The sequence below is a fragment of the Chitinophaga pendula genome (genome assembly GCF_020386615.1).
Lineage (GTDB): Bacteria > Bacteroidota > Bacteroidia > Chitinophagales > Chitinophagaceae > Chitinophaga > Chitinophaga pendula.
The window spans coordinates 1,373,075-1,394,911 of record NZ_CP077769.1; the positions used below are offsets into that span (position 1 = coordinate 1,373,075).

The following is a 21,837-nucleotide window of genomic DNA, read 5'->3' on the forward strand; positions in this document are numbered from 1 at the left end:
TCGGCTGGTTTTTGAGAATGAAGTTAAGCCCGTGTATTTGACTGACAGGATTAAATGGTTTCGACATTACCTCGATAGCCTAAAAGCGGATAAAGTGGGAAGGAATACATATGATAGTATCCTAGCTGTAAGGCCGGGGTTGATCGATAGCCTTACACAGTTGGAGAGGTTGAATAAATAATTAAAAATTGGTGTATATGAAAGAAAATGAAGAAGGCGTAGCTGATGTGAAGCTACGGAAGCAAGAACAATTTTTTATGGTACTACCTGTCCTCTTTGTTCCTTTTTTGACGATTTTGCTGTCATCCTTTGGTATTGTCAGCGGAAATGCCAAGAAGCTGATTACGGAAGTACCTGCACATGGCATAAATACTGACTTACCAAATGCCAAAAAATCGGCTGACAGCAGTTGGAATAAGTTGATGTACTATGAAAACGCTGATCGGGATTCTGCAAAGATGCGTTCCCTGAAGGAAAAAGACCCTTATTATAAAGCGCCTTCAGTCTATGAGAATATTTTCAACGCAGATACCTCCGGGGGGAAGTTCGGTATCAATGGAATGAAGCAGAATGATCATTACTCGCGTGATGAGAATGAAGAAAAGGTTTATCGGAAGATTGCTGCCATTACCGGGGAATTGAACCGTAACCAAACAAAGGAGTACCCGGTCCAGGTGCCGGTAGTAGGATCACGGGATAAAGTGGATTTACAGGGTGTGGATCGATTGGAGGCGATGATGAAGGAAATGACCGATGATAAACCAGATAAACAGATGGAGCAAATTTCGACCGTGCTTGAAAAGATTTTGGACATTCAGCATCCTGATCGAGTAAGGGATCGGATACAGGAAATGTCTGAGACGAATAGGAGCCAGGTTTTTTCTGTTAGGACTTCAGGTAACGAAGATGTTCTGTCAATTATGGAACCAGATAAAGAGAGTGGACGCTCCTTTCTGGATTCACTGAGAATGGCGCGGTATGGAAGTATAAATCATTTCTATTCGCTGGAAGATCAACAGCCAGAAGTTAAGCAGAATACAATACGTGCAGTAATTGCGGAAAGTAAGGAAGTTACTGACGGGGCAAAAGTGAAAATGCGATTGCTGGAAGACATCTATGTTGCTGGTGTTCTCGTGCCGCGAAACGCTTATGTATGGGGAAAAGGGCGATTAGGAGAGGGACGGTTTGCTATCACCGTAAGTTCTATACAATCCGGTAACAATATTTTGCCGGTTAACCTGACCGTATTTGACATTGATGGAATAGCAGGAGTTGACGTTAACGCGAGTACGGAGACAGAGATTGTAAAGCATAGTACTGACCAGGCCATTCAGAGCCTTAGTATTGGCTCTTTGGACCCTTCTATTGGTGCGCAGGCAGCCAGTGCCGGTATCCAGGCCGCGAAGTCGTTAGTCGGTCGTAAGCTGAAGGTCGTTAAGGTTAATATCCGTTCTGGATACGATGTTCTGCTGGTTGATAACAATATTAAAAATCGATAGTAAAAAAAGAGTATGAAAAGGTTTTGTGTTACAGTTATTATGTGGTGTATTCTTTTTACCGCTGCTTTTGGTCAGACTGTCAACGGGGATACCGAATTGACAGTACGAAAAATTGACCCTTATTTTCTGTGGGTAAGTCTCAATCAAACAAGCAATTTAATTTTTCCTTACGCGATTAAAAGCGTGGATCGTGGAAGTGGCGCTGTGATGGTTCAAAAAGCAAAAGGAGCCGAGAATGTTTTGCAAGTTAAGGCTGCGGTAGCCGATTTCTTGCAAACGAATTTGTCGGTAATTACAGAAGACGGCAGGCTGTATTCCTTCTTATTGAGATATGCTATAGAGCCTTCCGTGTTAAATCTTCGCTTCTATAAACTTGGGGAAGAGAATCAGAATGTTTTGATAAAGGGGATGGAACATAATAAAGAGTTTTACGATTTGGCGTGTTCGGAGGTAAAAGATAACCGGGGATTTCTGCGTAAGCATATAACAGAACAAATGGTTGTTCTATCGCTTCAAAGTATTTATATGCGTGGAAATACGATGTTTTTTAAACTAAGTATCCGCAATAACTCATCTATCATTTACTCGCCGGATTACATAAAGTTCATAGTGAAGGATCGTAAGAAGGCGAGAAAAACGGCTATCCAGGAGAAGGTATTGTCCCCTGTCTATTCTACAAACCAAGATGCTGTGAACGGTGATAGTTCAGGAAGTATTGTTCTGGCTTTTCCTTCTTTTACTATACCCAAAAATCAAAATCTGATAATTCAGGTTGGTGAAAGGAGTGGTGGAAGAACGCTGTTGCTGAAGATTAAGTACAAAGTTCTGCTGAAGGCCCGCAATTTGAGTTTTTGAGGGTTGATTGAAATAGCTTTTCTGATGGTTCAATCTGGTTTTATAGAAAAGAGAGATGCTGATTTAGAAAGACGGTTAGAATTTGTGAAGAATCAGTTAGTCAATATTGGAACAGAAGGTGGATTCACTGAGGATTGGGTGGATAAATTGAAAGCGCAGGAACCTTTAATTTAACATGCGTACATTAAAGATTATCCTGATGACCGTTGAAAAAACTAATCGGAATAAAATAATTGGTAGAAAGCCAATTTTCGACATGGGTATTTCACCAGTAAAAAAAAAATTTATGGAGGGAAGTGATGTTAATATAACGCAAAAGCATTTTATGCTTATCGGTATGAAGGAGGCTTTCGATGCTGATCTGGTAAATAAGATGAACAATGGGCCTGCGGTTATTGAACATTCTTACAAAAAAGAGTATGAGGACGGCAAGAGTGATACAATTTTTCATTTGCGAAAGTCGGCGGCAAGTGGTGATTATTTCCTCAATAAATACACCATGTCTGCACAGAAAGAAGGTAGTGCTGATATTCGTACTCAGACCTTTTATTTGAATTATAAAAAAGACAACAATATTGGTGAGAAAGCGAAGGAAAACTTTACCTATAAGATGGCTTACAACTTCTTACAGGGGCGACCCGTTCATCATGCAAAAACTGACGCCTGGGAACGAATCAAGCCGAAGGAAAAGCTAGAGAATGGCAATTATGCGAGCGAACGGTTTGATAAATCCTATGGGTATAATTTGGGAAAGGTCATTGATGAGTATTCGGTTGTGTATAAAAATGCCTTAAAGGAATCACTGGAAAGGGGAAATCTACAAAAGGAAAAGTTCTTGAACAGAGATGGTCAGCATGAAGAATTGTATGTGACGCCAGGTATCCGAGCCGGTAGTTTGATTCTTTTTGGCTTGGATAAAAAGCTAATTCCATTGGACCAGCAGATAGCAAAAGGGTTTATTAGCGAGGATTTAGGCCAGAAATTAAAGCAACTACAGCAAGAACAGTTGCAACGCACACCAGTTGGCAATAAACAGACCAACATGCTAGCCGAGAAGCCACAGGAGAGTGTAACGCAAACGGAGAAAATAGCCGAACGGCAGAAAAATGGGGAAAGCCTCCAAAATGAGAAAAAGCAAAAACACGGAATGGGATGATGACATTGGAAAATTATGTTTCCGACTTTTTGGATATGGTTTATGAAGATCCGAAGCTTGGCCCAAAACATATAAGCCTAATGCTTGCAATTTTATATTTCTTTTATCGCCAGGACTGTAAAAATCCAGTGAAGGTTTTTTCAAGTCAATTGCGAGAACAAGCTAAGATAAGATCACAGAGAATCTATTATTACTGTATGAAGGATTTAAAGGAGTGGGGCTATATAAAAATGAAGCCGTCATATATACGTCACGAGGCAAGTGAAGTGACGTTACGGCCTATCGGAAAAAAGGGATGAAGGGAGCGAGAATAAGTCGCTCCCTTTTATTTACAAACTACTAATGAGAATCGTTAACAAATATTATAAATAATGTATTTAATATTGTATACATAAGAATAGATAAACAATTAGTTATAACGTGTGTAATATGAAATTTAATGTTAATAGTATTTTAATGCTAAATAAATTAGTATAGATTTGCTAAAAATATTAACTGTCATGAGGGGGACTAATGCGCACGTGTGTGTATATAATAGCGCGATGCTTAAAATATCAAAAATAACTATTCCTGTATCTGCTGGTTTCCCATCTCCGGCTCAAGACTATCGGGAGGAGGAAATAAATTTAGCCAAACTATTATGTTTAGATTCTCCCTCGGTTTATCTCGCAAAGGTTGAGGGGGATAGTATGGAAGATGCGAATTGTCCAAATGGAACGATGCTGGTAATCGATCGCAGTATTGTACCCCGAAGCAGAGATATAATTGTCGGTATATTAAATGGAGGTTTTATTGTGAAGAGATTAATAAATACACCCAACGGTATTCTGCTTTATGCGGAACATAAGACGTACCCGCCATATGCTTTAAAGGAAGATGATGAATTTGAGATTTGGGGAGTGGTGGTAAAGATGATACTTGATCCTAAATGATCAATTTATGATAGCTCTAGTAGATTGCAACAATTTTTATGCTTCGTGCGAGAAATTGTTTCAACCACAACTCAAAGGACGGCCAGTAGTTGTTTTAAGTAATAATGATGGTTGTGTAATCGCACGAAGTGACGAGGCGAAACTATTGGGAATTGAAATGGGAGCTCCAGTATTTTTGATGGAAGAAATGTTGGAGGCAAATAATGTTGCCATTTTTAGTAGCAATTACACATTGTATGGCAGCTTGTCGGATCGGGTTATGCGTGCGTTGGGAAAATTCACTCCTGAGATTGAGATTTATTCAATTGATGAAGCATTTCTTATGTTGGATAACTCGGATGTTGATTATTTTGATTTTGGAATTCAGATAAGGGAATACATTAGAAAAAATGTCGGAATCCCTGTTAGTGTCGGCATTGCTCCTAGTAAAACCTTGGCAAAAATGGCAAATCGTTTTGCAAAAAAAACAAAGAAAGGGATAGGTTGCCATGTGGTAAATACACCGGAATCAATCGACGAAATACTTCGCGCCACAGAAGTTCATGAAATTTGGGGAATCGGAAAAAGATATACCGCGTTACTACTCAAAAATGGATTGAAAACAGCCTATGATGTGTCAAAAGCTTCAGAGAATTGGATTTTAAGAGAATTAACGGTTGTGGGACACCGGATGTGGAAAGAATTGAACGGTATTCCTGCTTTTGAGATGGAATATATTATACCGAATAAAAAGAATATTTGTGTTTCAAGAAGTTTTGGCCAACTATTAAGCAATCAAAAGGATGTTGGTGAGGCGCTCTCAAATTATGTAGCCATCGCTGCGCGAAAATTAAGGTCTCAACGTAGTTGTGCCAAAGAATTGGCTGTTTTCCTTCAGACCAATAATTTTAGATCGAACGATCCTCAATATTTTAGAAGCATTAATATGGAGTTGCCTGTGGCTACGAATAATACAACTCAGCTACTGAAGGCTGCCGGGAATGCCCTTTCACGAATATGGCGTGACGGATACAAGTTTAAGAAAGTCGGTGTAACATTGCTAGATTTGAAACCCGACGATCAAGTTCAATATTCATTATTTGATAATCCACATTTTGAAAAGGATAATCGTGTAATGAAGACAATGGATGAGATTAATAGAATATTTGGCGGAAAGGATGTTTTAAAAATCGCTTCACAAGGGTATGGAAGTAAATGGAAATTACGTCAATTAAAACTATCTCCATGTTACACAACACGTATAAGTGATATTTTAACTATTAAAATTTGAGCTATGCATAATCCGCTCGCTAAATTATCCATTAAATTACTTGACGCGATTTTACAGGATAGGTACTTATTTTTTGTTCGACAGGCGTATACTCGTGCAATTGATCCTATGGATCAAAGTATAAAGGGCGCATTTCTTTTCACTCACTACCGGGAGAGGAGAGATGCGGAAGCGCATTTGTCTGCCCTTTATAATGATTCTTATAGCAAGCTCTATGATTGTACCCAAACTGAAGATAGATTGAACTTAAACAGAGCTGCACAGCAACCACTAGGATATTTAATATATGCAGCAATACTGAATGCAAAAAAATGGGAGCCGCCATTATCTTTAACACCTAAGATTAAATCGTATATTAGAAAAAATACTAGCTGGGAGCTTGACAGGGGAGAGACGTTAAAAATTGAGTTAGCTTTACAATTCGGAGAACTATATCTCAAATTTAGGCACGGTCAAAACGAAGAAATGAAAATTGCTTTATACGAGATTGAAAGGATATACATTGGTTTCTGATTGTGATAATGAACGATAGATAGGTTGTATTAACATTAAATTTTTTTTATGTGTTATGATCTTTCTTTTTCATGTTCTATTGATAGCATAATTGAACACTTGCCAGAAATTAAACAGGACGCAGGTCTTTTTTTAGAATTTGAGCCAGCATATCATAGAGTTGCGCAAAGCTATCCCCGCTGGCCGATTATCATCAATTCTTCTGGTAATTTATCACTACGACGTTTTGAATGGGGGATCATTGCTCCATATATGAAGACACAAGAAGATGTGAAGAAAAGTAGGAAATGGATGGTGAATGCGAGATCAGAAAAGATATTTGACCCAAAGGCATATTGGAACAGGATTCGTAATAATCGTTGTTTAGTGGCAACGTCGGGATTTTTCGAGCATAGAGAGATACCTAACAGGAAAAACAAGGTGCCATATTTCATTCGTGAAAAAGGACGTGACGTATTTTTTATCGCCGGTCTTTACCAATATTCTCATTTCCCCAATATTAGTACGGGCGAGCTACCAGGTACTTTTACAGTAATAACTAGGGAGGCTAATAACGTAATGAGGCAAATCCATAATGGTGGTGAGAATGCTGGAAGAATGCCATTGTTGCTGCCCGTGGAATTGGAACGGCATTGGCTAGATCCTTCCCTTTCCGATAATGATATCAAAGAAATACTTTCCTATTCTATACCATCTGGGCAATTGGAATATTGGCCAGTAAACTCCGTAAGAAAAGCAAAGGAGGATAACGTGTCGGTGATAACACCGTTTTCATACGAAGGATTGCCTGAAATAATTGCTTGAATTGTCGGGAGAAAAAGAGATTTTTTTTGAATGAAAGCATAATATAATTCCACCTGACTATAGAAGGAATATTGAATTTGCAATAATTATAATGAAAGGGGCTCTGCCAAATTAAATTGGAGAGCCCCTTTTCGGCTATTGTTTGAAACTAAAATGAAGTTAAAGATTTAAGCAGGAGAGACTGTTAATCATTATTTGTTAATTACGGATTAACAAATAGGAATTAATGAAATTATTCTTCATGTGAGAGGAGGGCCAAGTTCTATGTTCGGTCTATTTTTTCATAATCATAAATATAGAATGATTTCGTATTAAGATGTCCTACACAAATTCCAAATATTTCTTTGCCAATAAGATTTTCGTATATAATGTCGTCTTCATTCATCCAATCAAAATCTGCGTTAACAAAAAAGGTATAATATTGGTATTTGGGTCTACCAATGAAAATATTAAATGCACATATAGATTCGTGTGTTGTCCTTAAAACAGTTCTTTCGAATATTCTATCGATCATTTCCTCACTAAATAGTATCTTATTAAGCCTTGTCTCCTTTGCACCAATTAACTCTTGCCAAACATCAATTTCAATATCGGGATAGAAAGGGATAACAGTTATACTATCTATCGAAATATTATCTTCAGAGGTGATTTTTAAATATGCGTTGCTAAATACGTATAGGTAAGAATTTGTTTCAAAATAGGAGTTGTCATTTTCATAAAATATGGGATTATCTGCTTTAGCATATTTATAAAACGTTCCTAAATGATTTTTTGCAAGTTCTAGACTCACGCCTGGCTTCAGATATCGTAAAATATCAGTCGTTATTACTTTGCTGTCTTTAAATGGTTGGACGATTCGTCGTTGTTGTTCATCTTTTTTGTTTTTGTGATTGTTATGCATTACTTGGATCACATAAACAAAAAATCCCGAAACAATACCACCTACGATACCTCCAAATATATTTAACATTAAATCATTCATGTATATTTATAGTTGAATTTTATATAATATTTATAGAAATATCAGAATAACAGTATCCCTGATAATTTCAATCGCGATTCCAAGCTTCTCTGATATCTGCTGCGTCTTCTGACTTTGATTCTTCTGTTATTTTTCGTTTCGTACCGGGTTTAAACTCTAATTTAATGTAATTCATTCAGTTGAAATGGCGAATTTTTAACGCTTGACATAAAAGTTATATATTTATTGAAGATATTTAGACTTCTTTCTATAGATATTAAGTTATCTCGGCTAATTTTCGTAAATCAAAAATAAAGGAGTTCGAGTTTTGTACCATAGGGTTCACAAGCAACTTCTAAAACCTGCGCTAGTCGCAGGTTTTTCTTTTTTAGTTGAGCGTTTAGTCGAGTTCCTTTTGTATAACTCCGATTTCTTTCCCGTACTTTATACAGGTTAATCAGCTTTTACTAAGGTACAAAATAAACATACAGAGATTAACATGCCCCTACCGTTATTTGCGCAAATAATAAAGCATTAAACAGTTATCTATAAATGCCTATTTTTTCTTTGTATAATGCTTGTCAAATTCACTCAGGATATTAGGATTATAAAATTTCGCCACTTGGCTTTTATCGTTGTTGGGATATAATTTTCTACGGTGACAAAACTTCGGATTATTCTCTAGGGGCTTTCTAAATTTGTGGAATTTTTCGTTTAGTTTAAAATTCGAATAGCGTTGTTTCATCCTGCCTAATAAGTCTTCATACCTCCAAGGATATTTCTGACTAATATTTTCCTCTGTCAATATTATTTCCGCAACTTGATCGGGGTTTTCTGCATCTTCTTTCTTTGCTACAGTTTTAACTGTTAACATTGCTTCTGTTTCTGCCTTTACAAATTTTGTCTCTAACTTTAACAGGAGATTATAATCATTTTCTGATTTTGAAGGATATAGAGCTGATTTATCAGCAATGTATTTAATGATTTTTTTTGCGGAACCAGAAGTGTTTCTTGTAGAAAAGCTTTTTATTGTATCATGCTCATGGAAAAAAGACATTGGCATGAGGAAAAAATTGTATTTAGATAAGTCTCTCTTAAACCAATTCTTTATTGCTGTCAAATAGTTTTTAAGTGAGGCTGTTCCAAGTTCAAGAACTATTTTGGAGAGTGCGCTTTCCGAATTCTTGAAATGTATTGCATTATCTCTTATCTCTAACAATGAAATAATGTTTTCTTTCAGTGCAGGAGTTATTTTGTTGTGTGGATTTTTTTCAATTAGTTCAATGGCTCTAGTTATTTCTATTGTCATTGGATTCCCTGATCTGGTTTTCTTGGGAACAGTCTGTTTGGTGGACTTTATCCCATTCTTTAGTTGCTTTGGGAGCTTGACATATATCGATTTTACATCATTTTTATTGTCTTTAATAATCTTCGCTTTAAGTAGCAATTCCCAAGCGTTAATGATTAATATGGAAAATGTTTCCTCTCTATATCTGAAATCCGGTTTATTATAAATCTCGATTGCAGAAATGCAAGAAGCTATAGATTTCTCAAGAAGAATATTAGGTCTTGACATTGATTCAGTTTGTATAAGTAATATACTGTATTTTAATGAATTAGCATCTATTAGTAATAATTGGCAATGGATAGCCCTGAAATCATGTCACTCTTGGATTTTAATGAGTAATAACGATATTGTCTAATGTGTTTTGGCGCTTATTTCATTTTTTAGTGGGTATTTACCCGTTAAAATATATTGATTTGAATAGTTTTTCATATATTTGTGGGTAAATACCCTTGAAATGGATAATCTAAATATAAATGAATTGTTGAAGTCTGTCTTTAGTAATAAGGTAGAATTAGACATCAAAGAACAATTTGATAAGAAAATTGAGGAATACAATCTAAGTAAGACCAAAGCGCTCAAATTTCTTAACATAGATAAAGATGTATTTGAAGAAATAATTAATGGTTCTGCGAAACAGCCAAATCTTATCCATATAGTCAAACTTGCAGAATTTTTAGAGCGAGATATTAATGAATTTATTTCAGTTGTGCTGCGGAATCAAAGCCCGGAAAACATTGCATCTATAGAGTCTGCGAGAAAGGCAACTTTTGTTCTGAAGCATTTTGATATGAAGACGTTGGCAAAAGAAGGCTTTTTTCATTCAAATGATGATATAGACTCAATGGTTGGAAAGGTCTTAGACTTTTTCGGATTCAGCTCTATTGCAGAATATGAAGAACAATTGGAGGAACCCCTCTATAGCAGAGTGCGAAAGAGGCCCTTTTCTGATAAAATGAAAGATTTTTGGGTAAAGTCTGCCTATCAGACATTTCGCAATATTAGTAACCCAAATGAATATGATCGGGAGAGATTGAAAGATTTAATTCCTAAAATTAAGCCCTATACAGAGAATATTAAAGATGGTTTACTGATTGTCTGCAAGGCACTTTACAGCATTGGTGTAACCGTAATATTTCAGAATTATCTTTCTACGACCCAGGTTAGAGGAGCAACTTTTATTGTCAATGGAAAGCCCTGTATTGTTTTAACAGATTATCTTAAGAAATATCCAACCATATGGTTCACTTTACTGCATGAGCTCCATCATGTATTGTTCGACTTTCAGGAAATTGAAAGGAATAGTTTTCACCTTTCTGGTGATTCCGATCTTTTTTTGACTGAGGAAAAAGCTGATTCTTTCGCTAGGGAATATTTTATGCCCGAAGATAATTTTCATTATATAAAGAGGTTTATTAATAATCCATATATGGTCAGCCGCTTTGCGCGCGAAAACGAAATTGAGGTTTCTTTAGTCTACTCATTTTTTGTCTGGTATCAACAAGAGCTGTATGGTAAAAATTATCATGCTGCTTTTAAAGAGTTTTACCCAGATTATATTAATGCCGTTGAAAAGCTAAATCCATTAAAATGGAGTGATGTGAATATAAAGGCGGCAAGTGAGAAAATAAAAAGTGTATTGGAATTGAATTAGTGAATCAATTAAATAAAATAAAATGGAAAAAAACAAAAAGACAAAAGAAGAGCAGGAGCTTTCCGCCGCTGATATTGAAAGAATGGAAATACTCTTGAAATCGAAACAGAAAACTGGAAGACAGTTGACTATTAGCGCTGAAACGGGCGATCTGAAAGAGATAAATGAGCTACGCGAATTGATAGGCAGAGCATTCGAGAATCCTGATGAGAAGTACAATTTGTATTACAAAGGTATCAGAAAGCTTCTAATTGACCATTTACCTAAGGGTGAAGACTATAAGGAAATGAGGGAAATTATCTATGATGAGAAAAATATTTTCCTTAATCTAGGAAAAAGGAAATGTGATAACAACGGTATTAGGAAGTCAGATGGCAGAATGACTTATCAGCCGGTAATGAATGAAATTTTAGATATAGTTGTTAAATGGGTTGCTGATTCACAAAGCCCTTTTGATATATACAGAGAATTTTATGAACTCAATGAGCGTCACGGCTATGGTCACGAGGAATATGATACCTCCGTGAAGGCTGTTGCTCAAGCTATGCTAAATATTAGCAGAGGTAATTAAGGTTTAACCTGTCGTGTTCGTATCATAGTTCTACGATCATGTAAAGAAACGGCAAAATAATTTTGGATACTGGTTTCTCAATGCAGTATCTTTATATTAGTTGTTGTTTCCTTACTTAAAATTTTAGGATATGAGAAGTTTGAATATGAAGCAGTTGAAATCCTTTTTCACCTTTGATCTCCCCGTTGAATACAGTTACATTTATTCTCGTTTTCGTAAAACTCATGAAGGACAGCGCGATATTTACGCCAGTTGGCCGGCAGAGGCAACCCGCCGCCATATGATTAATGAGTATTGGAGTAATGCGCTTTGGCATTATTCGCTTTTGGTTGTTGTTGCCGCTGTTGCTGTCTGGTTTTACAATGGTCAATTGAATGGTATGTTTATGCTTGTCGGCGTGACGTTGGGAATAGCCGCATATCTGCCGTTGTATTTCATTCTTTATCGGCCCATATTTACCGGCGAGTTTCTGCCAAAGCTGGAAACGGTAATAGCGGCGTATGAAGGCCGTGAGCGTGCATGGCTGGAAAAGTGTAAACAAGACCAGTTAACAAACCGCGCTTTGGTACTTTTCTTCTACGCATTTGATAAAGCCAGTAAAGCCAATTTCCTAACCCCCAGTGATAAATGCGCAGACCTGTTGCACAAAATTTTCGGGTCAAGCCCTGATGGAATCAAAAAAGCACTTGACCTGATCTTTAAGAAGGATAAAAGGGCCAAATTGGAACATCGCCATCTTGTAGAAGTAAGCAAAAGTTTTGAAGAAGCCTATGCAATCTTAGAAGCAATGCAGTTTGAAGAAGGTATCCAAAGGCTAAAGCATTTGGAGCAGCAATTTCAAAGGCCCTAATATCATTCAGAACATACAGCCAAAACCTTCCTTTTTCCGCCAAACAAGTATACTTAACCTGTTTTCTTTTTCCTGAGCAACCATATTTGCCGTATAAATCGGTATAATATGGAAAGGAGAGAAAGCAATGTGCAGACGGCAGCGCCAATACTGTTCCCGATTGAGCCGGAACAGTTTTGGCAAATGCTGCGTGTATTGGTACGTGAAGAAGTTAGCCAACTGGAAAAACGGCCGGTACGTACCCCGGCATATGATACCCCCGGCCTCACCTATAAACCCCTCTACAAAATCGGTGAGGTCTGTCAACTATTTCAGGTTACTAAGCCTACTATTTACGATTGGATAAAACACGGCAAACTAAAGCCGTACAAAATCCGGTCGAGGGTCTATTTTCTTTAGAACGACATTCAGCAATTATTGCAGCCCGGAGGACAGCCGAAAGAATGACAAGCAGCGTAGCTACCTGTCGCGGAGATCAGGCGGGGCTGCTTCACGCAGGCCCCAGCCCGCGAAGATCGAACGGGCCGCCTACGGCATCCCGTTCCGGGAGATGGTACAGGCGGCGTTGCCACCTGTACGGGGAGATCGGGCGGGGCTGCTCTACGCAGGCCCCACCCGCGGAGATTGAACGGGCCGCCTCCGGCATCCCGTTCGCGGATTCGGAACGGGCTCCGCTCCGTTAGCGAGCGGTGTTTTTGCTGCGCAAAAACCGCTCGCCCCCTCGCTCCCGGTGGTCGCAAGGGGGAAGTGCGGAGAGCTTAGCGGAGATTGTACAGGCGGCGTTGCCACCTGTACGGGAAGATCGGGCAGGGCAGCAAAGCTGCCAGCCCTTGAAGATTTAAACGTAGCTGATATGGAACAGACACAGGAAAAGAAGAAAGGCAAAGGCGGCAGACCCACCAAAGCCGTGAGGAAGGAAATACGTACAGGCGTGAGGTTTACCAAAGCCGAGTATTTTATCGTTAAGGAGAAGGCCATTAAAGCCCGTATGCGTTACACTGGCTATATCCGTCAGATGGCTTTGTTTGGAGACGTTATAGCCCGTTTAAATGACGAAGAACGGGCATATATCAAACAGTTGATAGGAATGGCCAATAATATCAATCAGGTATCAAAACAGGCCCACAAAGAGGGGATGTTGAGCGCGATGCTACTTTTTGAAAGTTACCGTCAGCAGATTGATAACCTTTTAAACTGGTTAAAGCGTGATAAGTAAAGTAATAACCGGTAAATCCTTTTATGGCTGCTGTCGCTATATCTGCGCCGATGAACAGCGGGCGGAAATACTGGAAGCGGAAGGGGTGAGAGAATACAGCTACTGGTATATGGGGCATGACTTTGAAGTGAACCGGCAGCAGTTACCGGATAAACGAAAAGCTGTTTTTCATGGCATCCTTAGTTTTTATCCTGGTGAGCAGTTAACCAATGAATCGATGGCACAGATTGCGCGGGAGTATCTTGAAAAAATAGGCATCACAGACACCCAATATGTGATAACCAAACATACAGATACCAACCACCTGCACTTGCACATTGTCGCTAATTTGGTTAATAACAAAGGGCAGTCGATCAGCGATAGTTGGATAGGCTTGCGTGGGAAGAAGGCCGCGCAACAGCTTACACAGAAGTATCAGTTAATTCCTGCTATTGAAAAGAAAATAGCCCTTACCAACTTACAAGCCCTTAACAATGAAGAGCAGGCCCGTTATGAAATATTTCAGGCCATCGAATCAGCATTGCACCACTGTAAAATCTTGCCAGCACTGGAAAAGGAGCTGACGAAAAAAGGAATAGATATACAGTATAAGTACAAAGGAGATACGCAGCAACTACAGGGGATTAGTTTCAAAAAAGGCTTGTATGCCTTTAAGGGTAGCAGCATCGACCGGAAGTACTCTATAACAGGGCTACAGAAGGCAATGCAGCAGCAGATGGCACAGGAACAGAAACCGCAAAACAGGCGTGGATTGCGGTTGTAACAGTAAATCTATTTAAAAATGAATTAAACTATGTATTATGAATGAGTTGTTATTGCAGACGATTGTAGACAAGTTAAATAAAGTTGATGAAGGTATCCATCAAGTAAATAGCGGGGTGCCACAAGTACCAGACTATTCAGAACAACTAAAGCGTGTCTGTTCCACTTTGGAGCAGGTAAAAGCAGATATGGCAGCAATGCCGGAACGGTTAAAATTCCCGACAGGAGCGATTTATACACTATCGCAACATCTTGAAGTAAATAATGACCTGCTGAAACGTCCGCCCATACAGGAAATTAAACACCATCATCATGTAAATGGGGGAATGGTCGTTTGTGCCGGTCTGTTCCTCTTGCTTGTTCTATTTGGCGTATGGTTATTCAATACCCGCTCAATGCTACAGGACTACAGGACCGGGGATATAAAATACCGTTACGTATTGCTACAGGCTGGGAAGCCCTTACGCCCTTTCTTGTCTAAAACGGATAGCCTGTATCACATAAACCCGCAAGCCTTCCGGGATAGCGTTATAAAGTGGGAGGATGAAAGGGAACGCATAGCAGCTATGCTACGAAAAGCACGGGAAAAGGAGGAAGAAGCAGGCCAGTTAAGGAGTAAAGCAAGAAAAATCCGTTAACGCATATTTGTCCGGGGGAGGCGCTGCTGCCGCGCCATCCCCCGCGCCCCCTCCCGGCAGGGGTTTCAAACAATGGTGTGATTGTGTTTTGTCGCAATTGAGGCCGCTTGCCTTGATAGCCAGTTACAAAAAAGCCACCGCATTTTTATGCAGTGGCTTTCTATATTTTTACTTTGGGAGTATTTTATTTTCCGCCCTTCTTCTCATTCAACAGCTTCTCCATCATTTCCACTTTGTCGCGCTCCACCTGCAATAAACGCTCATACAGTTTTTTGTTTTCCTCAACCACCTCTACAAATTTATCCAAAGGGTTGAACGTACAATTGTAATTTGTACAACCAACAGTGCCGCTGTTGACACTACTATCATTAAAGGTATTGAAATAGTTATTGGCAGCTTCTTCACTAAAATTTTTTATGGCTTCGGCTGGCACTTTCAACACCTTTGCAACCTGATCAATGATTTCAGGTTCTACTTTCTCTTTCCCTTCAAGCAAGGAAATTTTCTTTTGCGTCCAATCGTCACCTAGATCAGCCGCCATTGCCTCTTGGGTTATGTTCAACATTTCCCGGAATCGCTTGATATTCCGGCCTTCATGGATGTTTTTGTTCATAGTAGTTATGCTCATGTAACAAATATAAGATTTTTCTACTGCTAAAATATGCCTTTAATCCGGATAATTTACCCGCTAAAATACTTGACTATCCCCATAAACTATGCTAATAACGAATTGATTATGATTTTATTACATCTGATCTTGCATCCAAGTTTAAATAACCTCCAAAATTTAAGCTATGGAAGAAATAGAAAAGCTTCATCTAAGCCCGCCATTTAATGAAGATGAGTGGCTTCGGCTGGTTTTCCTACTTAGCGACACGCAAAACTGGCTAAATGAATTGGTTAACGCTGCTATGTTCAGCGTACCAATGAAGGACAGGAAAAAGTTATTCCGCAGATCTTATTATATCACTGTAGGGGCGCTGGCTCATATTATGGAAAGGCATCATTATAAAATTCCCAGACACCCCAGTGTCAGTAAATTCACTATTCCGGTAGTGGAAATTTTGGCCTTGCTCCGGGATGCCAATACAGAGCCGGTTGAGCAGGTTACCGGGGCTACCTACCTTAAAAGGGTTATTGATACCGGGAAAACAATAGGCCACGACTTTAACCAGCTTCCTACCAGTCTTTTAACCGTTTTAACGGATAGCGGAGGGCGCATCCTTACAGCCTTTCCCGGTTGCATGAAGTCACAAACCAATATTTCAAACTTATAAATCCCCAGCTATGTATTTTACTACTCCCCGCGCGTGGGATAACCTTCCCCTGCGCTTAACAACAGAGGAAATCCGCGACCCGTACGAAGTCATACACGAATACTATTCTGCGCATGATATGCCACGGGCAAGGCAAATTTTGAATAAGTGGTTATGTTCAACCAGTAAGGAAAAGCCTAGCAAGCTATCGGCATCCGGGCTGCAATTCTTTTATGAAAGAACGGAATTACTAATTGAAGCCGCCTTTTTGGTTGAACAATTGGACAACAGCGGAAGGAAAGCGATCACCATACAAGGCGAAGATGAAGAAGAAATTGACCTGATGAACCCCCGGTTATTTTGTGCATGGATCAGGCAGAGTAAAGGGGAAGCCATAGCTTATCGTGAAGTATGGGAAAATTTCCCTAGAAGCCTTACCTATAAAGAGTTTTTAAACCCATATCAGGTGTTAGGGAAATTTTTTTCTTTTCTCACATTGGGGGAATGGCGAGAGTTACTCCGTGAATTGTTTTCTATGGGCGTATCTCGCAGAACGTTTCTTGATGAAACATTAGATTTTGATATGTTGGGCATAAAGAAACATCTTGAAAAACTGATCGAAGCGGGGCACCTGATTGATGTTAGGGAATATCGTCAATCATTTTATGATAAAGTAACTAGTGAAGCCAGCCAGAAAAAGGATGAAGCATGAGGACTATAGAGGGTTACAGACGAAAGGAGCGTTTGAAATTTCAAACGCTCCTTTTTTTAGCATCCATTGTTTGAAACCCTTGCCGGGAGGGGGCTAGGGGGATGGCGCGGCGGCAGCGCCTCCCCCGTAATGATTACCCGACATTTTGCAAGGCTGTAGCAGATATGCCTATATCGCCTCTTTTTTCCCATATTTCCCGGATCTTCCGGCTTGCTTCTTCAGGGGTGATCCTGATATACTTGTAAAAATCACGCAGGCTTTTATGGCCGCTGATCTTCATTATAAGCTCGACAGGAGTTCCCGCCAGAAATTCATTGGTGCAGAATGAGCGGCGGCAGGTGTGAGAGGTAATCCACGCATATTTGGGCTTTACCTGTACTATATCCTTATTACCTTTTTTGTGGGAGAACTTTATTAACTCACAAATGCCCGCCAGTTGGGCCACCTCTTTGATATGGCGGTTAAATTCAGGATTGCTTACAATGGGGATCTGGCGGTTAAAGCGCCTGATCAGTATTTCTTCTGCTGCATCTCTTAACGGTATAACAACCCAATGATCAGATTTTTCCTGTTTCTTATATAGTGACCCTTTCCGCACGTCCTCCGGTTGTATAGAGGAAAAATCGGAAAACCTTAAACCAGTCAGACAGCCGAGGACAAACAAATCCCGGTATTTAGCCAGGTGCGGTTGTTCGGAAAGGTCGATTTGATATATTTGGGCGATTTCCGCCCATGTCAGATACACGGCGTCCGCTTCTTCATCCAGTATTTTAAAGTCCGATAAATCAATCGGGGAGATGATTTTACGGCGCATCCTATCCCGCAGGAATATACGTAGCTGTTTGATGGTTTTGCCAACTGTAGAGGTTTTAAGCCCTTTAATCTGCTCTCTTTTGCCGTTAATTATTTCCGATTTACGGCGCTGTACATAGTCATAAGTGAGGTAGTTAACAAGGCTTTCATAGAGATTAAAATCAAAAGAATCAAATGTAATAGGAGCTTTCCTGTATTCCTGAAAGGCTGCCATATGATCTTTCATGTTTTTGTAGACGTTTAGCATACCCTTAGAAACCTTATCCCGCTTACATTTGATATAATCTTCAATCTGAAATATCAGCTCTAAATTTGTTTTGGGGTTAAGGGCCGCGGCCTGTTTGGCCTTTTCTTCCAACGTGGCTGTATCAAAGGCCGGGTGAAAGGTCTTCTTTGCAAAGGCAGATATATCCAGTACTTTCTTTTTCACCGCATGAGTAATAATATCGGTTGCTTTTCGTAGTAGGGCTGCCAGTTGGCCGTTTAGATCGTCAGCGGCCCCATATGTTGCGGGGAGATCGGCGGTAATACGGTGAAACTTCCGGTTCCAGCATTTGGGGGGAATGGCTATTTCTGTATTCAGGAGAATGGTTTTATCCCCGCAATACTGGATAAAAACGATACAGGTGCCATCTTTGCGCATTTTGCCCTTTGGGCAGATTAGTTTGATTGGTAACAGCATACTCAAAAATTTTAGTCGAGTTTTTAGTTGAGTTCAATGCTGTTAACCGATATAAAGGTAAGGCGGAAAAATTTCAATCGTTGTTATAGGATATTGAAAATCAGAACTTTATAATTAAGTTAGGTAAAGACCTGTAAACTTAAAATGGCTGAACGAAATCCCAGCGGGATCACAAAAAGGCTATCAATTTTGATAGTCTTTTTTTTGCTTCCTACAATCGGCTCACCTGCACCCATGACGCCGCAGGGAAATCTCCTTTATAAAAGTCTTTTCTTGAATCTTTGTATTTTTTCATTGTATCAATATCTGTTGTATAAAGGGTTTCTTTTACTACATTTTTGGAGATGCTCTAAATGCTTTTAAACAATCTCCCAACGCTTTGTAAACCTGAAGATACCATCCGGGCTTAAATCACTCGTTGGGATACCTGAAATGTAAATAGTATTTTCTACTTTGCCTACTTGAGCATAGCCTGCGTAATTAAACCGTTTAAAATGCCCGGTAGCTTTGTCTTTAAAATTTCATCTTTAATCATTTCATGGTATGCCTCACTTTGTAATAGAATGTTCCAGTAATGTCTTGGCTCAGCAGCCGGCAGCTATTATTATGGATACTGTATACGCTGCTGCTGAATCCACCGGATTGTTTGCCCCCAATGACATTAAAGTCCGGATCAGGTGTTATGATGACTATAAATTAGGCGATGAAAAGGATAGCTTCCTGCACATTTATGCAAGTATTATGGAAGGTAGAACGACTGCCCAGAAAGCAGCACTTTCCGACATCGTTATACAAAAGCTGGCGCCGCTATTGGCTGATATTTCATTTCTATCCATGAACGTATGGGAGTTTGAACAGGCTACTTACAGTAATAAATCATTGATCAATCCTCTTAATACAGACAGGAACAGACATTTTTGATAAGGATCCACGTATCAGATCCTTTCTCTTCTACATCGTCCTATACTTTATTGTGCGGAATATCATTTCCCCATATCTGGCGTGTGCCACCAGCTTTGTGAATGGACTAAAAATGAAACGATCTGCCTGGATTTTGATACAATTTGCTTACATGTAGATAAGTCGCTTACTTATTTTTACGAACCCACTATCCGTTTATTCATGCTGAATGAACGGGCATAGGGAGCGGGCGCTTTTGAGGAGCTTGTTAAGGTGTGACTGGCACCTGGTTGTTTTCAATATTCAAAGATCAATGAATAGTAATAGTCTTTCCCCAAAGCCGCATTATCCCATATTGGACGGGTTACGTGGTGTCGCGGCGATTATCGTTGTGACCTTTCACCTGACAGAGCCATTAGGGACCGGGCACCTGGATATCCTGGTCAATCATGGTTACCTGGCTGTTGACTTTTTCTTTCTGTTGTCCGGCTTTGTGATCGGTTATGCTTATGATGACCGCTGGGATAAAATGACGATAGGCACTTTCTTCAAGCGCCGCATCGAACGGCTTCAACCCATGGTGGTGTTAGGGATGACACTGGGAGCCATCGGTTTTTATTTTACAGATTCGACGATATGGCCTCTCATCCACACTGTGCCGCTGTGGAAAATGCTGCTGGTGCTGATTATCGGGTATACTATTTTACCTGTTCCCTTATCGCTGGACATAAGAGGGTGGGAGGAGATGCACCCGCTTAATAGTGTCGGTTGGTCATTATTCTTTGAATACATTGCCAATATACTATACGCCATCGGGGTTCGGAAGTGTTCAAAGACCGTATTGACTATTTTGGTGTTAATCGCTGCTGCGGCGCTTGCTCATTTGGCCATTACCAGTCCTAACGGAGATGTCAGCGGAGGTTGGACACTTAATGCGGAACAAGTACGCGTTGGTATCACCCGGACGATGTATCCTTTCTTTGCTGGTCTGCTGCTTTCACGTATAGCTAAACCCATCCGTATCAAACAAGCCTTTTTGTGGTGCAGCCTGTTGGTCGCCCTCGTCTTATATATGCCCCGTATAGGCGGTGTGGAGCATCTTTGGATGAATGGCCTATATGAATCGGTATGTATAATCGTGGTCTTCCCGCTGATTGTTTACCTGGGTGCCAGTGGCGTGGTAGTTACTAAGATGGAACAAAGGATATGCAAATTCTTAGGGGATATTTCTTATCCGCTTTACCTCGTACATTATCCGCTGGTATATTTTTACGTTGCCTGGATCAGTAACCACAAGGGAGTGACCTTCGCGGAGATCTGGCCTTATGCCCTATTGATCCTAACAGGTAGTGTTATGCTCGCGTATGCAAGTTTGAAGTGGTATGATGAGCCGGTTCGCAAATGGCTGAGTAAAAAGCTAGGATAAATAAGCAGGGAAGAAAGTCATCGCAGCAAGAGGGGGAAGCGGACGGAACTATTTTTTGGTGGAGTGGGCACGCGGGCGCGTGCCTTCTTATTTATACAAAAGGTGTAATAAAAAAATAATACATGACATCAGGCTGTCGGATAGGTCCCATTACTCGTAAGATTGCGATGGCTGGGCGGGTGGATTTTCCGAAAAGACCTGTGTATTAACCGATGATTAACGAAGGAAAGCACAAAAGCAGCATCTTTTTATATACAACTGTCATATCTTTGCGCCGCACTTTTTACTATTTATTGTGCCCCTCCCTGAGGGGAATATGTTTTGGGGGTTTTTGAAAATTTAAATTACTATGCAGGAAAAAGAGTTCCAGATTGGCGAAGAGGTTAAGATCAAACAAATAGCCAAATCTGCCGTTATCCATTCATTTGCCTATTACGGACCAGGAGGTTTGATATATACTGAAGAGAAGTCAAATTTTGTATTGTGCCAATGGGCGGAGTGGGCCGACCAGGGTATTTTTAAAAGTGGTGTGTTTCATCTTAACGAGATCAAAAAGGTCTCTCAGCAATAACTGTTACAGAGGGCATTGCCGACATAACCAGGGGACTGGCAATTATAGCACATGATACCATATCATTTATTGATTGCAAGAGGAGCATAGATTAACTCTACCTTAATGCTATTTGTTACTGTTCCCTGAAGGATATTTACGATTCTTTCTTATATATGCGGGTAAAAACATCCATTCTATCATCATAGCTTTTTACCTAATGAGAAATTCAGGTTACCGGAGAAACTGTTAACAGGTATCTTTTTTTCATTTTGAGGGGATAACCGAAGCATTTTTCCGGGGAGGTAATAATTTCTTAATGTGTTACAAGTATTTGATAATCAATTGTAGCTAGTGCGTGTGCGTCGAAAATACGTACAAATGGCAGTTGCCACAGCAGCAGGTCGTACCGTTGACACGGAAAGTACACCTTTGTTAGCGAGATGGCTGTGAAGTCACAGTTACTATCACT

General features: G+C 39.8%; 24 protein-coding genes. 20 read left to right on the plus strand and 4 right to left on the minus strand.

The window, feature by feature from the left end; translation table 11 throughout:
• The first annotated feature begins 197 nt into the window (after positions 1–197).
• From traM to KTO58_RS05665, 8 genes are all read left to right on the plus strand, one after another.
• Positions 198–1,499 (plus strand): conjugative transposon protein TraM, encoded by a 1,302-nt coding sequence (gene traM / locus KTO58_RS05630; RefSeq protein ID WP_095840330.1) that lies wholly within the window; start codon positions 198–200, stop codon positions 1,497–1,499.
• A gap of 12 nt (positions 1,500–1,511) precedes the next feature.
• A complete protein-coding gene (gene traN, locus KTO58_RS05635; RefSeq protein ID WP_095840329.1) occupies positions 1,512–2,354 on the plus strand; it encodes a conjugative transposon protein TraN in 843 nt (280 codons plus the stop codon).
• A 24-nt stretch (positions 2,355–2,378) separates the two neighbouring features.
• On the plus strand, positions 2,379–2,528 hold the full coding sequence (locus tag KTO58_RS05640) for a hypothetical protein (protein ID WP_157753167.1): 150 nt from the start codon (positions 2,379–2,381) through the stop codon (positions 2,526–2,528).
• A gap of 1 nt (position 2,529) precedes the next feature.
• Complete coding sequence (locus tag KTO58_RS05645) at positions 2,530–3,510, plus strand: hypothetical protein (RefSeq protein WP_095840328.1); 981 nt, start codon at positions 2,530–2,532, stop codon at positions 3,508–3,510.
• 542 nt (positions 3,511–4,052) lie between these two features.
• Positions 4,053–4,442 (plus strand): LexA family protein, encoded by a 390-nt coding sequence (locus KTO58_RS05650; RefSeq protein WP_157753165.1) that lies wholly within the window; start codon positions 4,053–4,055, stop codon positions 4,440–4,442.
• 7 nt (positions 4,443–4,449) lie between these two features.
• Positions 4,450–5,712, plus strand: coding sequence for a Y-family DNA polymerase (locus KTO58_RS05655; RefSeq protein ID WP_095841693.1), 1,263 nt, complete (start codon positions 4,450–4,452; stop codon positions 5,710–5,712).
• 3 nt (positions 5,713–5,715) lie between these two features.
• Positions 5,716–6,225 carry a hypothetical protein gene (locus KTO58_RS05660; RefSeq protein ID WP_095840325.1) on the plus strand — a complete coding sequence of 170 codons (510 nt, stop codon included), beginning with the start codon at positions 5,716–5,718 and terminating at the stop codon, positions 6,223–6,225.
• Between the two features lie 48 nt (positions 6,226–6,273).
• Positions 6,274–7,029, plus strand: a complete 756-nt coding sequence (locus KTO58_RS05665) for an SOS response-associated peptidase (protein ID WP_095840324.1) — start codon at positions 6,274–6,276, stop codon at positions 7,027–7,029.
• Positions 7,030–7,291: 262 nt separating this feature from the next.
• On the opposite strand, the gene KTO58_RS05670 is transcribed toward KTO58_RS05665, so the two are convergent.
• Positions 7,292–8,011, minus strand: coding sequence for a hypothetical protein (locus KTO58_RS05670; RefSeq protein WP_095840323.1), 720 nt, complete (start codon positions 8,009–8,011; stop codon positions 7,292–7,294).
• Between the two features lie 535 nt (positions 8,012–8,546).
• Entirely contained in the window at positions 8,547–9,566 is a 1,020-nt protein-coding gene (locus tag KTO58_RS05675) for a DUF3644 domain-containing protein (RefSeq protein WP_095840322.1), read from the minus strand.
• 226 nt (positions 9,567–9,792) lie between these two features.
• Here KTO58_RS05675 and KTO58_RS05680 point away from each other — a divergent pair, with 226 nt between their 5' ends.
• The 7 genes from KTO58_RS05680 to KTO58_RS05710 all read left to right on the plus strand — a co-directional run bounded on the left by KTO58_RS05680 (position 9,793) and on the right by KTO58_RS05710 (position 15,026).
• The gene (locus KTO58_RS05680; protein WP_095840321.1) at positions 9,793–10,989 is read left to right on the plus strand and encodes an ImmA/IrrE family metallo-endopeptidase; all 1,197 of its coding nucleotides are present in this window, start codon (positions 9,793–9,795) and stop codon (positions 10,987–10,989) included.
• Between the two features lie 22 nt (positions 10,990–11,011).
• Positions 11,012–11,560, plus strand: a complete 549-nt coding sequence (locus KTO58_RS05685) for a hypothetical protein (RefSeq protein ID WP_095840320.1) — start codon at positions 11,012–11,014, stop codon at positions 11,558–11,560.
• A gap of 130 nt (positions 11,561–11,690) precedes the next feature.
• The gene (locus KTO58_RS05690) at positions 11,691–12,410 is read left to right on the plus strand and encodes a hypothetical protein (RefSeq protein WP_157753164.1); all 720 of its coding nucleotides are present in this window, start codon (positions 11,691–11,693) and stop codon (positions 12,408–12,410) included.
• A 108-nt stretch (positions 12,411–12,518) separates the two neighbouring features.
• Positions 12,519–12,809 carry a helix-turn-helix domain-containing protein gene (locus KTO58_RS05695; RefSeq protein ID WP_095840318.1) on the plus strand — a complete coding sequence of 97 codons (291 nt, stop codon included), beginning with the start codon at positions 12,519–12,521 and terminating at the stop codon, positions 12,807–12,809.
• 454 nt (positions 12,810–13,263) lie between these two features.
• Positions 13,264–13,626: a plasmid mobilization protein gene (locus KTO58_RS05700; protein ID WP_095840317.1), complete on the plus strand. Its 363-nt coding sequence runs from the start codon at positions 13,264–13,266 to the stop codon at positions 13,624–13,626.
• The gene (locus KTO58_RS05705) at positions 13,616–14,389 is read left to right on the plus strand and encodes a relaxase/mobilization nuclease domain-containing protein (RefSeq protein ID WP_095840316.1); all 774 of its coding nucleotides are present in this window, start codon (positions 13,616–13,618) and stop codon (positions 14,387–14,389) included. Before KTO58_RS05700 ends, KTO58_RS05705 begins: the two co-directional genes overlap by 11 nt.
• Positions 14,390–14,426: 37 nt before the next feature.
• Positions 14,427–15,026, plus strand: a complete 600-nt coding sequence (locus KTO58_RS05710; RefSeq protein ID WP_095840315.1) for a hypothetical protein — start codon at positions 14,427–14,429, stop codon at positions 15,024–15,026.
• Positions 15,027–15,210: 184 nt separating this feature from the next.
• Here the strand turns inward: KTO58_RS05710 and KTO58_RS05715 are convergent, their stop codons facing one another.
• Positions 15,211–15,639 (minus strand): helix-turn-helix transcriptional regulator, encoded by a 429-nt coding sequence (locus KTO58_RS05715; RefSeq protein ID WP_198315011.1) that lies wholly within the window; start codon positions 15,637–15,639, stop codon positions 15,211–15,213.
• 181 nt (positions 15,640–15,820) lie between these two features.
• On the opposite strand from KTO58_RS05715, the gene KTO58_RS05720 reads away from it, so the two are divergent.
• Both KTO58_RS05720 and KTO58_RS05725 read left to right on the plus strand, forming a co-directional pair.
• A complete protein-coding gene (locus KTO58_RS05720) occupies positions 15,821–16,303 on the plus strand; it encodes a hypothetical protein (protein ID WP_095840313.1) in 483 nt (160 codons plus the stop codon).
• Between the two features lie 10 nt (positions 16,304–16,313).
• A complete protein-coding gene (locus KTO58_RS05725; RefSeq protein WP_095840312.1) occupies positions 16,314–16,994 on the plus strand; it encodes a hypothetical protein in 681 nt (226 codons plus the stop codon).
• A gap of 133 nt (positions 16,995–17,127) precedes the next feature.
• Here the strand turns inward: KTO58_RS05725 and KTO58_RS05730 are convergent, their stop codons facing one another.
• Positions 17,128–18,489 (minus strand): site-specific integrase, encoded by a 1,362-nt coding sequence (locus KTO58_RS05730; protein ID WP_095840311.1) that lies wholly within the window; start codon positions 18,487–18,489, stop codon positions 17,128–17,130.
• Positions 18,490–19,032: 543 nt separating this feature from the next.
• On the opposite strand from KTO58_RS05730, the gene KTO58_RS05735 reads away from it, so the two are divergent.
• The 3 genes from KTO58_RS05735 (at position 19,033) to KTO58_RS05745 (ending at position 21,386) form a co-directional block, all read left to right on the plus strand.
• Positions 19,033–19,410: a 5-carboxymethyl-2-hydroxymuconate Delta-isomerase gene (locus tag KTO58_RS05735; protein ID WP_095840310.1), complete on the plus strand. Its 378-nt coding sequence runs from the start codon at positions 19,033–19,035 to the stop codon at positions 19,408–19,410.
• A 292-nt stretch (positions 19,411–19,702) separates the two neighbouring features.
• On the plus strand, positions 19,703–20,815 hold the full coding sequence (locus KTO58_RS05740; RefSeq protein WP_095841692.1) for an acyltransferase family protein: 1,113 nt from the start codon (positions 19,703–19,705) through the stop codon (positions 20,813–20,815).
• A gap of 349 nt (positions 20,816–21,164) precedes the next feature.
• Positions 21,165–21,386, plus strand: a complete 222-nt coding sequence (locus KTO58_RS05745; protein ID WP_095840309.1) for a hypothetical protein — start codon at positions 21,165–21,167, stop codon at positions 21,384–21,386.
• Positions 21,387–21,837: the final 451 nt, after the last annotated feature.

Excerpts from the sequence above, each read along its gene's own strand:
- KTO58_RS05645 (WP_095840328.1), top strand. The coding sequence starts at position 2,530 with ATGCGTACATTAAAGATTATCCTGATGACCGTTGAAAAAACTAATCGG.
- KTO58_RS05680 (WP_095840321.1), top strand. The coding sequence starts at position 9,793 with ATGGATAATCTAAATATAAATGAATTGTTGAAGTCTGTCTTTAGTAAT.
- KTO58_RS05720 (WP_095840313.1), top strand. The coding sequence starts at position 15,821 with ATGGAAGAAATAGAAAAGCTTCATCTAAGCCCGCCATTTAATGAAGAT.
- KTO58_RS05685 (WP_095840320.1), top strand. The coding sequence starts at position 11,012 with ATGGAAAAAAACAAAAAGACAAAAGAAGAGCAGGAGCTTTCCGCCGCT.
- KTO58_RS05700 (WP_095840317.1), top strand. The coding sequence starts at position 13,264 with ATGGAACAGACACAGGAAAAGAAGAAAGGCAAAGGCGGCAGACCCACC.
- KTO58_RS05695 (WP_095840318.1), top strand. The coding sequence starts at position 12,519 with ATGGAAAGGAGAGAAAGCAATGTGCAGACGGCAGCGCCAATACTGTTC.
- KTO58_RS05710 (WP_095840315.1), top strand. The coding sequence starts at position 14,427 with ATGAATGAGTTGTTATTGCAGACGATTGTAGACAAGTTAAATAAAGTT.
- KTO58_RS05730 (WP_095840311.1), bottom strand. The coding sequence starts at position 18,489 with ATGCTGTTACCAATCAAACTAATCTGCCCAAAGGGCAAAATGCGCAAA.
- KTO58_RS05665 (WP_095840324.1), top strand. The coding sequence starts at position 6,274 with ATGTGTTATGATCTTTCTTTTTCATGTTCTATTGATAGCATAATTGAA.
- KTO58_RS05655 (WP_095841693.1), top strand. The coding sequence starts at position 4,450 with ATGATAGCTCTAGTAGATTGCAACAATTTTTATGCTTCGTGCGAGAAA.
- KTO58_RS05690 (WP_157753164.1), top strand. The coding sequence starts at position 11,691 with ATGAGAAGTTTGAATATGAAGCAGTTGAAATCCTTTTTCACCTTTGAT.
- traN (WP_095840329.1), top strand. The coding sequence starts at position 1,512 with ATGAAAAGGTTTTGTGTTACAGTTATTATGTGGTGTATTCTTTTTACC.
- KTO58_RS05640 (WP_157753167.1), top strand. The coding sequence starts at position 2,379 with ATGGTTCAATCTGGTTTTATAGAAAAGAGAGATGCTGATTTAGAAAGA.
- traM (WP_095840330.1), top strand. The coding sequence starts at position 198 with ATGAAAGAAAATGAAGAAGGCGTAGCTGATGTGAAGCTACGGAAGCAA.
- KTO58_RS05650 (WP_157753165.1), top strand. The coding sequence starts at position 4,053 with ATGCTTAAAATATCAAAAATAACTATTCCTGTATCTGCTGGTTTCCCA.
- KTO58_RS05745 (WP_095840309.1), top strand. The coding sequence starts at position 21,165 with ATGCAGGAAAAAGAGTTCCAGATTGGCGAAGAGGTTAAGATCAAACAA.
- KTO58_RS05725 (WP_095840312.1), top strand. The coding sequence starts at position 16,314 with ATGTATTTTACTACTCCCCGCGCGTGGGATAACCTTCCCCTGCGCTTA.
- KTO58_RS05735 (WP_095840310.1), top strand. The coding sequence starts at position 19,033 with ATGCCTCACTTTGTAATAGAATGTTCCAGTAATGTCTTGGCTCAGCAG.
- KTO58_RS05740 (WP_095841692.1), top strand. The coding sequence starts at position 19,703 with ATGAATAGTAATAGTCTTTCCCCAAAGCCGCATTATCCCATATTGGAC.
- KTO58_RS05660 (WP_095840325.1), top strand. The coding sequence starts at position 5,716 with ATGCATAATCCGCTCGCTAAATTATCCATTAAATTACTTGACGCGATT.
- KTO58_RS05670 (WP_095840323.1), bottom strand. The coding sequence starts at position 8,011 with ATGAATGATTTAATGTTAAATATATTTGGAGGTATCGTAGGTGGTATT.
- KTO58_RS05675 (WP_095840322.1), bottom strand. The coding sequence starts at position 9,566 with ATGTCAAGACCTAATATTCTTCTTGAGAAATCTATAGCTTCTTGCATT.
- KTO58_RS05715 (WP_198315011.1), bottom strand. The coding sequence starts at position 15,639 with ATGAACAAAAACATCCATGAAGGCCGGAATATCAAGCGATTCCGGGAA.